Here is a 13,294-nt window from a genome sequence, read left to right as displayed (position 1 = left end):
GCGCCCGGCACCGGGCTCACCGCCCCGGGTGGGAGGGGGTTCGCGGCTGCGCCGCGATGTCACGGCTGGTCGTGATGCGGTTCGCCGGGTGTCGCTCGGGGCTGGCGGGGTTTCCGCTGCGCGGGGCTTCGTGGTGATGGTGAGGACCGGTGCGTGTGTGGGTGGGGCGGGTCGGCTGCGCCGGAGGGGCCCGCTCGGCCCACCACCCGCTCCGCTCGTTCCTCACGGAGCGGGGGCCAGGCCCATCCACGGCCTCGGGGCCCCTCCGACTCCGCCGCCCCACCCCGCCGCTGGGCGCCGGGCTCACGGCCCCGGGGGGAAGGACGGTGCGGCTACGCCGCATGACCCGGCCAAGCCGTGACCCGCACTGCCCTGCAGCCCAGGGCAGATGACAAGCCCCGCCACCAGGTTGCAGGTAACGCCGGCCCGTGACCTCCGCCGACCCGTCCGGCATTCCCGGAGGAGCGAAGCGGGGGAGGGAATGCTTGACGGGTCGGGGCACGCCCAGCCCACGGTGAGCCGACAGGCAGCCGTGACCAACAGTGGGTTGGTCTGAAGCCCAGCCCCAGGCAGCCGCGAGCTGCCCGCCCCACCCCCAACCCCGCGACCCGAGACCGCGGCGACATGCCCACCGACGGTGACCGACTGCGGGGGTTGGTCTGAAGCCCAGGACGAGACCGGCAGGCGAGTCACACCACGCGTGGTCCGCGTCAGTGGACCTCGCCGAGGTCCTCGTGGGCGCGGTGGCTGACCGGCTCGACCTGGAAGGTGGCGTGCCGCACCTCGAAGTGCTCGCCGAGGCAGGCGCACAGGTCGTCGAGGACGGCGCCGAGGCCGCGGGCGGCCAGCGTCTCGTCGGTGACCGTGACATGGGCCGAGAGACTGGGCATGCCGCTGGTGATCGTCCAGGCGTGCAGGTCGTGCACGTCGACGACGCCGGGCGAGCCCAGCAGGTGGCTGCGGACGGCGTCGAGGTCGAGGCCCTGCGGCGCGATCTCGAGCAGCACCACGCCGGCCTCGCGAAGCAGCGCGAAGGCGCGGGGAAGGATCAGCGCCGCGATCACCAGCGATGCGATCGGGTCGGCCTGCTGGAAGCCGGACACCCAGATCACCGCCGCGGCGGCGATGGCGAGCACGGAGCCGAGCGCGTCGGCCATCACCTCGGCCGAGGCCGCCCGCAGGTTCAGCGAACCCGTCCGCGAACGGCTCAGCACCAGCAGCGAGACCAGGTTCGCCAGCAGCCCCACCACCGCGAAGCCGAGCATCGGGCCGGCCGCGACGTGCGCCTCGCCGGGGTCCAGCAGCCGCGAGGTTCCGGCGTACGCCAGATAGCAGCAGACCCCGAGCAGGACCAACGCGTTGGCGAGGGCGGCGAGCACCTCGGCCCGGTGCCAGCCGAACGTCGACCGGGGGCCCGCGGGCCGGCTCGCGAGGTGCGAGGCAGCGAGTGCCACGACGACGGCTGCCGCATCGGTGGCCATGTGGGCGGCGTCGGCGAGCAGCGCCAGCGATCCGGCGATCCAGGCCCCCACCAGCTCGACGACCAGCACCACCGCGGTGATGGCCAGCACCAGCCGCAGCCGGCCGCGGTCCTCGGCGCGGCCGGCGGCGTGGCTGTGTCCGTGGCCCATCGGTTCCCCTCGTCCGGTCCCTCTCGGTGGCCTGCCCATTCTGCCGGGACCGGTCCGCCACGTCCGAGAAGCCGCGGTCCGAAGCGGGCTCACCGACTCGTCGATCGTTCCCCGACACGCCGCGAAAGGGCGGGAATCAGTGACCGGTCGGCGTCAATCCCAGGGCTGCAGCGTCTCGCCGCCGAGTCGCTCCCGGCCGTGGGGGGTGAGCCAGACCTCCGGGTCGGGGCCCTGCGGCACGATGCCCGACGGGTTGATGTCGGTGTGCACGACGTAGTAGTGGGCCTTGATCTGGTCGAAGTCGATGGTCTCGCCGAATCCCGGCTGCTGGTAGAGGTCACGGGCGTAGCCCCACAGAGCCGGCATCTCGGCCAGCTTCTCGCGATTGCACTTGAAGTGGCCGTGATAGACGGGGTCGAAGCGCGCCAGCGTCGTGAACAGCCGGATGTCGGCCTCGGTGATCCGGTCGCCCATCAGGTAGCGGCGGTCGGTGAGCCGCTCCTCGAGCCAGTCCAGGGCCGTCCACAGCCGCTCGTACGCCGCGTCGTACGCCTCCTGCGAACCGGCGAAGCCGCAGCGGTAGACGCCGTTGTTGACCTCGGTGAAGATCCGCTGCATGACCTGCTCCATCTCCTCGCGCAGGTCGTCGGGCCACAGGTCGGGGGCGCCGGGGCGGTGGTGGTCGCGCCACTCGAAGAACAGGTCGTGGGTGATCCACGGGAAGTCGTTGGTGACCACCTTGCCGGTGGCGACCTCGACGATCGCCGGCACGGTGATCCCGCGCGGATAGTCGGGGAAGCGGGCGAAGTAGGCCTGCTGGAGTCGCTCGATGCCCAGCACGGGGTCCACGCCGCCGGGGTCGAGGTCGAAGGTCCAGCTGCGCTTGTCGTGGGTCGGGCCGGGCATGCCGAGCGAGAGGACGTCCTCGAGCCCGAGCAGCCGGCGCACGATGATCGATCGGTTGGCCCACGGGCAGGCCTTGGCGGCGACCAGCCGGTAGCGGCCCGGCTCGACCGGCCACAGCTCGCCCTCGACCGGGCCGTGCTCGGGCACGGTGGCGTCGCGGGTGATCCGGTCCGGGATGTAGTTCATGTCCCGGTCGAAGGCCTTGCCCTGCTCGACGTAGGTCGGGGTCTGGTCGCCGTCGTCGCTCATGGCGGCAAATCTAGGCGGGGGCTGGGAACCCGGCCGGTCCCAGGACGCCAGCATCCCCCGGCCGTGATCGACGACCGGGGGACGGGTGCTCGGGGGTGGGGTCAGTCGACGGCGGCCGCGTAGACGTCGTCGTCCACGGACTCCGAGAGCCGGTGAGCCAGGTTCTCCAGCGACCGGGCGAGGGCCAGCTCGGTGCCGTCGGTGCCGCGGACCGCGCAGGCCCGCTGCTTGCCGGCCTCGCCGAGACCGACGACCCGGGAGTGTCCGTCGCGGGCCAGCGCCGTCATGATGCGGACCTGGTCACCGACGTGCTCGATGTGGATCTCGATCTTCTGGGTCGACATGGGCCTATCCCTGCTCTACTCGGGCTGTCCGGCGCGAGTGCGCCACCCCCAGCATCGGCCAATCGGGCGCCCGGGCTTAGGGAGATAAGTCGTGTGTCGCACAGGTCTTTCGGCCTCACCCCGACAGAAGGTCCGTCAGAAGGTCCGTCGCGTCACGCGAACCGGGCGGCCAACTCGACGAAGCGGTCGCCCGCCTCCGGCTCGGCGATGCTCACCCGGCACCCGTGGCCGGCGAACGGCCGCACGGTCACGCCTGCCTCCTCGGCGGCGGCGGCGAACTCGGCGGTGCGCTCGCCCAGCTCGAGCCAGAAGAAGTTGCCCTGGGCGTCGGGCACCCGCCAGCCGACCTCGCGCAGCGCGGCGCCGACCCGGTCGCGCTCGGCGACCAGGGCGTCGACCCGTTCGAGCAGGGCAGGCTCCGCCTCGAGCGAGGCGACCGCGGCGGCCTGGGCGACCAGGTTCACCCCGAACGGCAGCGACACCGCGCGCACCGCGGCCGCCACCGTCGGGTCGGCCACCGCGTAGCCGACCCGGAACCCGGCCAGCCCGTAGGCCTTCGAGAAGGTGCGGAACAGCACCACGTTGGGGTGCTCCCGGTGCAGCGCCAGGCCGTCGACGGCGTCGGGCATCCGGACGAACTCCAGGTAGGCCTCGTCGACGACCACCACCACGTGCCCGGGCACCCTCGCCAGGAACGCGGTCAGCTCGGTGTGGGTGACCGCCGGGCCCGTCGGGTTGTTCGGCGTGCACACGAAGACCACGCGGGTGCGGTCGGTGATCGCGTCGGCCATCGCGTCGAGGTCGTGCCGGGCGTCCGCGGTCAGCGGCACCGTCACCTCCACGGCGCCGACGGCGGCGGTGGCGATCGGGTAGGCCTCGAACGAGCGCCAGGCGTAGACGACCTCGTCGCCGGGCGCGCAGTACGCCGTGAGCAGCTGGTAGATCAGCGCCACCGACCCGGTGCTCAGCGCCAGGTGGTCCTCGGGCAGGCCCAGCCGCCGCGAGAGGGCGGCGTACAGCTCGGTGTTGCCCAGGTCGGGGTAGCGGTTCATCCGGGCCACCGCCCGGTGCGCCGCCTCGACGACGCCGGGCAGCGGCGGGTAGGGGTTCTCGTTGGAGGAGAGCTTGTACGCCGTCAGCCCGGGGCGCACCGTGGCAGGCTTGCCCGGCACATAGACGGGGATCGCGTCGAGCGTGGGCCGGGGCCGGGGGGCGTCCATCCGGTCAGGCTAGCGACCAGCGATCGCCACTGCGATCGGACCGAGGAGGGCGGCGCCCGGTGGAGGCGATGCACGACTTCGCGGCCGCGCTGCTCGCCGCTGCTCCCGAGCTGGGCACCCAGATGGTGGCCGCCGGGGACGACCCGCGGCCGGACGCCGAGCTGCCGGGGCTGTGGCCGGGTCGTGCCGGTGCCGCGATCGTCGCGTGCCTGCCGACCCTGGGCGATCCCGCCCGGCAGCGGGTGTTCGAGGTCGTGGAGCAGCACCTGGTCAGCGGCCCCGAGCCCGTGCGGTCGGCGGTGGCCACCGGCCTGCTCGAACAGGTGGCGAGCGCGCTGTCGTCGGGGCGGGCGGACCCGGCGCTGGTCGCCCGACTGCTGGGTCCGCAGTCGCGGGCCTACCTCGACGCCTGGGACGACTTCACGCTCGGCCGGTCCAGCCTCGAGCCGCCGGCCGCCGAGCAGGGCCGGCCCGGGCGGCTGGGTCGATGGCGTCGATGGCGGCGCGGCTGAGCCGTCACCGTCTCCGGTAGCGCCACGGCCGCAGCACCAGCGCGACCACCAGCCCGACGAGCACCCCCAGCACGGCCCCGGTGACGTTGTCGACGACGTCGGTGACGTCGCAGGCCCGGTCCAGGCGGGCCAACTCGAGCTGGGTGAGCTCGATCAGCGCGGAGTACGCCGCGAGCCCGGCCAGGCCGAGCGGCACCAGCACCCATCCGGCGCGCCACCGGGTGGCCGCCACCACGAGCAGCGCCCCGGACGGCACGAACAGCACCGTGTTCAGCAGCCGCTGGCCGCTCTCGAAGATCCAGAAGCCGTCCGGGGCGGGGCCGCCGATGTCCCACGAGCAGGTCTCCAGACGGCCCTCGGCGGGGACGATGCCGGGGGCGCCGTTCGCGGGCACCAGCGTCACGAGCGCCACCACGACCAGCGACCACACCAGCCCGCACCCGGCCCAGGCGGCGACCCAGCCGACCCGCCGCTGCAGCCCGAGCGCGAGCAGGGCGAGCACGAGCGCCGACACCACGGCGCCCGCCAGCATCACTCCCACGCCACCCACCGGGACCACGCACGGAAAGGTACCGGCGGGGGTGGTGGGCCGGTCGGGCACCGGGGTGGGCTACCCGACCCCAGGGTGCGCCCGAACCCGGTCGGCGGCGGCGCTGGGCCACCTACTGTCCCGGGATGACCGTCCACTCCAGTCGCCGCGTCCCGACCATCGGCCTGCTCGGCCTCGTGACCCTGTTCGGTTCCGTCGGTCTCGCCGGCGTCGGCACGGCAGCGGCCACTCCGGAGGCGGCGCCCGTCGCGGCGCCCGAGACTGCCGGGGAGCGGGCGGGGGTGAAGACCGTCTACTTCGACATGTTCTATCAGCAGAAGGTGGCGCCGAAGCGGATCTTCCTGACCGCCTCGTCCGGCCCCTATCTCAAGCGGCTCGACTGGAGCGACTGGGGCTCGCGGCGGGCGTCCGCGACCGGTCGCTACATCAGCGACTGCGCCAGCTGCCCGCCACCGGCCAAGCGGTCCGCGACGGTCCGGTTCAGCAAGCGCACCTTCTGCGCGGACGAGAAGGTGCGGACCTACCGCCGAGCCGTGGTGACGGTCAGTGAGCCCGACGAGGGTGGCGAGAAGACCACCTTCCGGCTCCCGATGGGCTGCCCGAAGGGCTGATCCGGCGCGACCGGCGAGCGACCGGGGGCCGGCGACTCGTCCGGGCTGGGAGGATGGCGGCATGCGCTTCCTGACCTGGTTGGTGACCAACGCGATCGCCCTGGCGGTGGCGGCCTGGATGATCGACGGCATCCGCTTCCGCGGCCCCGTCTCCGGGCAGGCCGAGCTCGAGGAGAAGATCGTCCCGCTGCTGGTCGTGGCGTTGATCCTGGGCACGGTCACCGCGCTCGTGAAGCCGGTCCTGCAGCTGCTCTCGCTGCCGTTGATCGTGCTGACGCTGGGCCTGTTCCTGCTGGTCATCAATGCCGCGATGCTCAAGCTGACCGCCTGGTTCGCCGACCTGCTCGACCTCGGCTTCCGGGTCGACGGGTTCTGGCCGGCGGTCGGCGGCGCGATCGTGGTCACGATCGTCACCTGGGCCGTCGACGGGCTGATCGGCTCGGACGACTGAGCGCGGCGCCGATGCTCCCCGAGCTCCCCGAGCCGCGTCACGGCGACGGCTACCGCATCGCGCTGGTCTGCCTGGGCAACATCTGTCGCTCCCCGATGGCCGACGTGGTGCTCGAGCACCGCGTCGGCGAGGCCGGCCTCGCCGACCGGGTCCGGGTCGCCAGCTGCGGCACCGGCGGCTGGCACGTCGGCCGGCCGATGGACGACCGCGCGGCCGCCACCCTGACCGCCGCGGGGTACGACGCGACCCGGCACCGCGCGCAGCAGCTGGCCGGCGGCTGGCTCGAGGAGTTCGACCTGCTGCTGGCCATGGACCGTCAGAACCTCGCCGACGTGCAGCTGCACGCCACCGCCGACACCCAGCACCGCGTGCGGCTCTTCCGCGACTTCGACCCCGTCGGTCCCGGGAGCGAGGTTCCGGACCCGTACTACGGTGGGGGCGCCGGCTTCGAGGAGGTGCTGACGATGGTGGAGCGCACGTCCGCCGCGATCGTCGCTGCCCTCCAGCAGCGCGTGCCCCGGTGGTGGGACCTCTCGTGACCCGCCAGCCGCTGGTCGCCCGCCGTGCCGAGGAGCTGCTCGGCGCCGCGGTCGTGTCCACGGCGCCCGTGGCCGGCGGCGACGTCGCCACGGCCACCAAGCTTCGCCTCTCCGACGGCCGCACCGCCCTGATGAAGACCCTGCCGCACGCTCCGCCCGACCTGTTCGCCGCCGAGGCGCGGGGCCTGAGATGGCTGGCCGAGGCCGGAGGGGTCCGGGTGCCGGAGGTGCTGGCCACCGACGCCGAATGCCTGATCCTGCGCTGGGTCGAGCCCGGCCGGGGCGGCACCGACGCGGCCACTGCGTTCGGCCGGGCACTGGCGACCACCCACGCCGCCGGCGCCCCGACGTACGGCCTGGACCGCGACGGCTTCATCGCCCGACTCCCGCTGCCGAACCGGCCGGCGCCGACGTGGGCGGAGTTCTACGCCGTCCGCCGGGTGCTGCCCTACCTCAAGCTGGCCCGCGACCGCGGCCAGGTCACCGACGGCGAGGCCCGCACCGTCGAGGCGCTGGTCGGCCGGCTGGCCGCCCTGGTGCCCGAGGAGGGGCCGGCGCGACTGCACGGCGACCTGTGGAACGGCAATGTGCTCTGGGGCTCCGACGGCGAGGTCTGGGTGATCGACCCCGCCGCGCACGGCGGCCACCGCGAGACCGACCTCGCGATGCTCGCGCTCTTCGGGCTGCCGCACCTGCCGCGGGTGCTCGAGGGGTACGCCGAGGTCTCGCCGCTCGCCGAGGGCTGGGAGGACCGCGTGCCGCTGCACCAGGTGCACCCGCTGCTCGTGCACGCCTGCCTGTTCGGTGGCGGCTACGGCGCGCGGGCCGCCGCCGTAGCGGCGAAGTACCTCTGACCCTCGCCGCCGTGCCGCCGGCTTTCAGCCTCGCCTCAGGCACCGGTGGCAGAGTGGGAGCGTGCCTGCCCCGAAACCGCGTGTGCTCGTCGTCGACGACGACCAGTCGGTCCGGGAGTCCCTGCGTCGCTCGCTGGAGTTCAACGGCTACGACGTCAGCCTGGCCACCGACGGCGCGGAGGCCCTGGCCGGCATCGGCGTCGCCGCCCCCGACGTGGTCGTGATGGACGTGATGATGCCGCGCCTCGACGGCATCGACACCACCAAGGCGCTGCGCGCCGCCGGCCACGAGGTGCCGATCCTGGTGCTGACCGCCCGCGACGCCGTCGGCGACCGGGTCGAGGGCCTCGACGCCGGCGCCGACGACTACCTCACCAAGCCGTTCGCGCTGCAGGAGCTGCTGGCCAGGCTGCGGGCGCTGCTGCGGCGGGTGGCCCCCGCCGACGGCGAGAGCGAGGTGCTGGCGTTCTCCGACCTCACCATGAACCTCGCGTCGCGCGAGGTGGTGCGCGGCGGGCGTCTCATCGAGCTGACCCGCACCGAGTTCACGCTGCTCGAGATGTTCCTGCGCCGGCCGCGCCGGGTGCTGGAGCGGGCGTTCATCCTGGAGGAGGTGTGGGGCTACGACTTCCCCACCACCGCCAACTCGCTGGAGGTCTACGTCGGCTACCTGCGGCGCAAGACCGAGGCCGAGGGCGAGTCGCGGCTGATCCACACGGTGCGCGGCGTGGGCTACGTGTTGAAGGAGCAGTGACGGCGATGGCCGCCGCGGACCCCGCCGGCGCCGGCCCGCCGGCGCCGCCGCCTGCGTCACCCCCTGCGTCACCCCCGACGTCAGGCCCGGCGTCGCCTCCGGGACCGCCCGTGGCCGCCCACGAGCGGTGGCACTACCGGCGCTCGCTGGCCAGCCGGGTGATCCTCTTGACGATGATGGCGGTCGGGGTCTCGGTGGCCGTGGTCTCGCTGGGCGCCTACGTGACCGTGCGGATGCAGCTGCAGTCGACGCTCGACGAGTCGCTGCGCGAGCGCGCCCACGAGGCGGCCAGCTCCACCGCGCTGGAGCAGCTCACCACCAAGGGAGTGGTGCCGGCGTCGGTGCTCGGCGCCGCCGACATCAAGATCGCGTTCGTCTACGTCAACGGCTACGGCAACGGGGTGGCCTGGCAGCCCGACCAGGGCGACCGGCTGCCGCTCGGCCAGCCCGAGCTCGACGTGGCCCGCCGCGACCGCCGGTCGAGCATCCGCACGGTCACCGCGGAGGGCAACACCTACCGGGTCGTGGCGGTGCCTTCGGAGACCAGCGAGGGTGCCCCGGTGGCACTGGTGCTGGGCCAGTCCCTCGACACCCAGGAGCGGGTGCTGACCAAGCTCGGCGTGGTCACGCTGGTGTTCGGGCTCGCCGGCGTGGTCGCCGCCGGCATCGCCGGCTGGGGCGTGGCCCAAGGCGGCCTGCGGCCGGTGCGACGGCTCACCGCGGCGGTCGAGAAGCGGGCCCGCACCGAGGACCTCCGGCCGCTGGCGGTCGAGGGCGACGACGAGATCGCCCGGCTCGCCGCCGCGTTCAACCAGATGCTGGCCACCGTGGCGGCCAGCCGCGACCGGCAGCGGCGCCTGGTCGCCGACGCCGGCCACGAGCTGCGCACCCCGCTGACCTCGCTGCGCACCAACCTCGAGCTGCTGGCGCAGGCCGACGCGCTCGCCGACGCCGGAGACGGTCGGGGCGGGCTGCCGCCCCAGGCCCGGGCCGAGCTGCTCGACGACGTCCGCGCCCAGATCGAGGAGCTCTCGACGCTCGTCGGCGACCTGGTCGAGCTGGCCCGCGACGAGACCACCCACGTCGTCGAGCCGGTCGAGCTGCCCGAGATCGTGGAGCAGGCAGTCGCCCGGGTGCGGCGCAGGGCGCCCGGCGTCACCTTCGACGTCACCACCGCCCCGTGGTGGGTGGTGGGCGAGAGCGGCACCCTGGAGCGCGCCGTCACCAACCTGCTCGACAACGCCGCGAAGTGGAGCCCACCGGGCGGCACGGTCACGGTGCGACTGGAGGGCGGCGCGCTGACCGTCGACGACGAGGGCCCGGGCATCGCCCCCGAGGACGTGCCGCACGTCTTCGAGCGGTTCTGGCGCTCGGAGGAGTCGCGCACGATGCCCGGGTCCGGGCTCGGCCTCTCGATCGTGCGCCGGGCGGCCGACCGGCACGCCGGCACGGTGCACGTGGACCGCTCCCCCGCCGGCGGCGCCCGCGTGGTGCTGACGCTGCCGGGCAGCCCCGACCCCGTGCCGACGACGACACCCACGACGGCCGCTCCCACGCCCGCCGGCGCCAGGACCTTGGACGGCCGCCGATGAGCCGGACCGCGACCCGGGCGGCGGCCATCGCACTCTGCCTCGGGCTGTCCGGGGGGCTCGCCGGCTGCTCCGGCGACGACGAGCCCGGCGAGGTGCCGGAGGCGGCCGACCCGTGGAACCCGTGCGACGGACTATCGGCGCGCGAGGTCTCCGGGGTGCTCGGCCAGCAGCTGCGCAAGGACACCGGTGCCGGCACCGAGAACACCGAGAGCACCGAGCCGGGGGTCGTGCGCTGCGCCCTGCTGCCGGTGCGCGAGGGCGACGCGACGTTCGACGCGTCGTACCTGCTCTTCGACGGCGGTCTGGACGCCGCCTGGGCGACGCTGGGCGACGGCCCGGACGGCAGCGTCGGGGGCCGGGTCACCCGCCCGTCGGTGCCCGGCGCCGACGCCGCCCGGCTGGTGGTCAACACGACCAGGAAGGCGGCCCTGGTCACCGGGTTCGTCGAGAACGGCGACCTGATCCAGACCGTCAACGCGGTCGACCTCTACCCCTACGACGCCGGCGCGCTGGTGCGGGCGACCCGGCTGGTGCTCGAACAGCTCTCCGCGCACGCCGCCGACGCCGGCGTGGAGTGATCGCCGAGCCGTCACTGGTTCCCGGCCCCGGTGGTCGAGCCTGTCGAGACCCGGCGCGTTGAAGAGGGGCTGCCGGGTCGAGACGCCACGCGGACCGCCGGGTCCCGCGATCGGTGACCTTGGTCCCTCCCGCCGCGCCGGGGTGCGGGCGAACACTGGGTGCGCACCACCGGAGAAGGAGACACCCATGACCACCACGTACGCGGGGACCCGCCACCCGCTCTCGCCCGAGACCGCACGCCACGAGGTCGAGGACGCGATCGAGTACGTGGCCCCCACCGCCGACCTCGACACCATCGAGACCGACGACCCCATCTGGCCGGCGTTCGGCCTCGACGAGCAGGCCTTCGAACGGTTCGTGCAGGCGCTGGTCGAGCACACCCACGTCCCCATCGAGCCGGCCGACCGTCCGCGACTGGCCTCGCTGGACTCCGCCGTCGCGTTCCTGGTCGTCGCCTCCCGGACCCGCGAACCCGTCTGAGCCGGCGGGCGGCGTCAGGCGTCGAACACCCGCAGCAGCCGCTCCGCCTTCCAGCGCGACTCCGCGTGCTCGTCGGCGACGTCCGAGCGCACCGTGATCCCGCCGCCGGTGCCGAGCCGGTAGCGGCCGTCGCCGGTGGTGGTCAGGCTCCGGATGACCACGCCCAGGTCGGCCCGGCCGTCGGCGGCCAGCCAGCCGAACGCGCCCGAGTAGGCCCCGCGCGGGGAGTCCTCGACCTGCTCGATGATCTGCATGGTGCGCAGCTTCGGGGCGCCGGTCATCGACCCGGCGGGGAACAGCGCCCGCAGCGCGCCGACCGTGGTCACCTCCGGCCGCAGCCGCCCCCGCACCGTCGACACCAGCTGGTGCACCGCCGGGTAGGACTCCACCGCCATCAGCGCCGGCACCTCCACCGAGCCCGGCTCGCAGACCGCCGACAGGTCGTTGCGCAGCAGGTCGACGATCATCAGGTTCTCGCTGCGGAACTTCGCCTCGGTGGCCAGCCGCTGCCGCAGCACGGCGTCCTCGTCCGCCGTCGCGCCGCGGGGCGTGGTGCCCTTGATCGGCCGCGTCTCCAAGGCGCGGTCGGCGCCGATCACCGCGTAGCGCTCGGGTGAGGAGCTGAGCAGCCAGCCGCGCGCACCCGGCACGTCGTGCTGGAGGAACCCGGCGTACGGCGCGGGGTTGAGCGCGCGCAGCCGCAGGTAGGCGGCGACCGGGTCGAGGTCGCTGACCGTGTCGAGACGGTAGGTCAGGTTCACCTCGTAGGTGTTGCCCGCATGCAGCTGCTCCTGCACCGCGTCGAACGCGCGCCGGTACGCCGCCGGCGCAGCCTCGGCGGGCCCGGCCGGGTGGCTCGGCGCAGCGCCGAGCTCCGACGGCGGGTGGTCGAAGAGCCGCAGCTGCGAGGGGCGCATCCACACCGCGTCGGGGACGTCGCCGGGCCCGGTGCGTGCCGGCAGGTCCGGCCGGGCGGCGTACCCGAGGTAGCCGAACCACTGGTCGCGGGAGCCGCCCGCGGCCAGCTCGGCCTCGAGCGCGGCGAACACGTCGTCGCCGACCACCTCGGCCCGGCCGCCGGCGTGCCTGCTGACCTCGCGCCGGGCGGCGTCGTAGGTGAGTGAGACGTCCTCCGGCTCCAGCCAGCCCACCAGCGACCGACGTCCAGACCAGTCGCGGGCGCCGCCGCCGTCGAGCCAGAAGCAGCGCGGCGACGCCGCCGCGACCTCCGGCAGCAGCCGGGCCGGGTCGTCGACCCGGTGCAGCGGGCTCACGCCGGCACCCGCTCGGCGAGGAAGTTGCCGACCAGGGCGGCCCCCAGCTCGGTGAGCACCGACTCGGGGTGGAACTGCACGCCCTCCAGAGGCAGGGTGCGGTGCCGCACGCCCATCACGACCGGCCGGCCGTCGGCGCCGGCGCAGGTGGCGCTCACCTCGAGCTCGTCGGGCACCTCCAGCGCCGCCAGCGAGTGGTAGCGCACCACCCGGAGGCCCCGCGGCAGCCCGGCGAACACGCCGCGGCCGTCGTGCTCGACCTCGGCCACCTCGCCGTGGGCCGGCGGCACCCGGCCGACCCGCCCGCCGTACGCCGTGACCAGCCCCTGCATGCCCAGGCAGACGCCCAGCACCGGGCGGGTGCCGGCCCGCAGCACCTCGCGCCCCACCGAGAAGTCGCGCGGGTCGTCGGGCCGGCCGGGCCCGGGCGAGAGCACCACGTGGGAGTGCGCCAGCACCTCGCCCGCGTCGACCTCGTCGTGCTGCACCACCGCCGGCAGCCGGCCGGTCACCTGGGCGACCAGGTGCACCAGGTTCTGCGTGTAGGAGTCGTGATGGTCGACGACCACGACGTCCGGGGGCGGCACGAGGAGCACGCTATCGGCTGGGGTGGCCGGGGACGTCGTACGACCTGGGCGCCCGGGCGACCGGAACGCATGACGTCGCAGGTGGCCGAGGGCGTCGAGTGGGCGTGCAGACGGGCCCCGGTAGATCTGGGGGGATCTCCACCGGGGCCCGCACTCCAACG

The 13,294-nt window shown here is 74.4% G+C and carries 16 protein-coding genes; 9 read left to right on the top strand and 7 right to left on the bottom strand.

Annotated features, from left to right (window positions below; genetic code table 11):
* Positions 1-710: 710 nt before the first annotated feature.
* From D6B71_RS09290 to hisC, 4 genes are all read right to left on the bottom strand, one after another.
* Positions 711-1,631 (bottom strand): cation diffusion facilitator family transporter, encoded by a 921-nt coding sequence (locus tag D6B71_RS09290; RefSeq protein ID WP_121254275.1) that lies wholly within the window; start codon positions 1,629-1,631, stop codon positions 711-713.
* Positions 1,632-1,784: 153 nt separating this feature from the next.
* Positions 1,785-2,786 (bottom strand): glutathione S-transferase family protein, encoded by a 1,002-nt coding sequence (locus D6B71_RS09285; RefSeq protein ID WP_121254273.1) that lies wholly within the window; start codon positions 2,784-2,786, stop codon positions 1,785-1,787.
* 101 nt (positions 2,787-2,887) lie between these two features.
* Positions 2,888-3,130 carry a dsRBD fold-containing protein gene (locus tag D6B71_RS09280; protein ID WP_121254272.1) on the bottom strand — a complete coding sequence of 81 codons (243 nt, stop codon included), beginning with the start codon at positions 3,128-3,130 and terminating at the stop codon, positions 2,888-2,890.
* 152 nt (positions 3,131-3,282) lie between these two features.
* Positions 3,283-4,350 carry a histidinol-phosphate transaminase gene (gene hisC, locus D6B71_RS09275; RefSeq protein ID WP_121254270.1) on the bottom strand — a complete coding sequence of 356 codons (1,068 nt, stop codon included), beginning with the start codon at positions 4,348-4,350 and terminating at the stop codon, positions 3,283-3,285.
* Positions 4,351-4,409: 59 nt separating this feature from the next.
* On the opposite strand from hisC, the gene D6B71_RS09270 reads away from it, so the two are divergent.
* Positions 4,410-4,862, top strand: a complete 453-nt coding sequence (locus D6B71_RS09270) for a hypothetical protein (RefSeq protein ID WP_121254268.1) — start codon at positions 4,410-4,412, stop codon at positions 4,860-4,862.
* Between the two features lie 4 nt (positions 4,863-4,866).
* Here D6B71_RS09270 and D6B71_RS09265 read toward each other — a convergent pair whose 3' ends face one another.
* Complete coding sequence (locus tag D6B71_RS09265; protein ID WP_126688222.1) at positions 4,867-5,421, bottom strand: VanZ family protein; 555 nt, start codon at positions 5,419-5,421, stop codon at positions 4,867-4,869.
* Between the two features lie 116 nt (positions 5,422-5,537).
* Here D6B71_RS09265 and D6B71_RS09260 point away from each other — a divergent pair, with 116 nt between their 5' ends.
* From D6B71_RS09260 to D6B71_RS09225, 8 genes are all read left to right on the top strand, one after another.
* The gene (locus D6B71_RS09260; RefSeq protein ID WP_121254264.1) at positions 5,538-6,023 is read left to right on the top strand and encodes a hypothetical protein; all 486 of its coding nucleotides are present in this window, start codon (positions 5,538-5,540) and stop codon (positions 6,021-6,023) included.
* 61 nt (positions 6,024-6,084) lie between these two features.
* Positions 6,085-6,474, top strand: coding sequence for a phage holin family protein (locus D6B71_RS09255; protein ID WP_121254262.1), 390 nt, complete (start codon positions 6,085-6,087; stop codon positions 6,472-6,474).
* Positions 6,475-6,485: 11 nt separating this feature from the next.
* Positions 6,486-7,013: a low molecular weight protein-tyrosine-phosphatase gene (locus tag D6B71_RS09250; protein WP_121254260.1), complete on the top strand. Its 528-nt coding sequence runs from the start codon at positions 6,486-6,488 to the stop codon at positions 7,011-7,013.
* Positions 7,010-7,867 carry a fructosamine kinase family protein gene (locus tag D6B71_RS09245; RefSeq protein ID WP_121254258.1) on the top strand — a complete coding sequence of 286 codons (858 nt, stop codon included), beginning with the start codon at positions 7,010-7,012 and terminating at the stop codon, positions 7,865-7,867. Before D6B71_RS09250 ends, D6B71_RS09245 begins: the two co-directional genes overlap by 4 nt.
* A 61-nt stretch (positions 7,868-7,928) precedes the next feature.
* A complete protein-coding gene (locus D6B71_RS09240; RefSeq protein ID WP_164519590.1) occupies positions 7,929-8,621 on the top strand; it encodes a response regulator transcription factor in 693 nt (230 codons plus the stop codon).
* 110 nt (positions 8,622-8,731) lie between these two features.
* On the top strand, positions 8,732-10,213 hold the full coding sequence (locus tag D6B71_RS09235) for a HAMP domain-containing sensor histidine kinase (RefSeq protein WP_240641233.1): 1,482 nt from the start codon (positions 8,732-8,734) through the stop codon (positions 10,211-10,213).
* The gene (locus D6B71_RS09230; RefSeq protein WP_121254254.1) at positions 10,210-10,791 is read left to right on the top strand and encodes a hypothetical protein; all 582 of its coding nucleotides are present in this window, start codon (positions 10,210-10,212) and stop codon (positions 10,789-10,791) included. The genes D6B71_RS09235 and D6B71_RS09230 overlap by 4 nt, the downstream gene beginning before the upstream one ends.
* Positions 10,792-10,978: 187 nt before the next feature.
* A complete protein-coding gene (locus D6B71_RS09225) occupies positions 10,979-11,272 on the top strand; it encodes a hypothetical protein (protein ID WP_121254252.1) in 294 nt (97 codons plus the stop codon).
* Between the two features lie 14 nt (positions 11,273-11,286).
* Here the strand turns inward: D6B71_RS09225 and D6B71_RS09220 are convergent, their stop codons facing one another.
* Both D6B71_RS09220 and D6B71_RS09215 read right to left on the bottom strand, forming a co-directional pair.
* Positions 11,287-12,546, bottom strand: a complete 1,260-nt coding sequence (locus D6B71_RS09220) for an anthranilate synthase component I family protein (protein ID WP_240641232.1) — start codon at positions 12,544-12,546, stop codon at positions 11,287-11,289.
* Positions 12,543-13,133 carry an anthranilate synthase component II gene (locus D6B71_RS09215; RefSeq protein ID WP_121254455.1) on the bottom strand — a complete coding sequence of 197 codons (591 nt, stop codon included), beginning with the start codon at positions 13,131-13,133 and terminating at the stop codon, positions 12,543-12,545. Before D6B71_RS09215 ends, D6B71_RS09220 begins: the two co-directional genes overlap by 4 nt.
* Positions 13,134-13,294: the final 161 nt, after the last annotated feature.

Source organism: Nocardioides ferulae (genome assembly GCF_003660455.1).
GTDB lineage: Bacteria > Actinomycetota > Actinomycetes > Propionibacteriales > Nocardioidaceae > Nocardioides > Nocardioides ferulae.
This window is presented reverse-complemented; position numbering and strand designations above follow the sequence as displayed.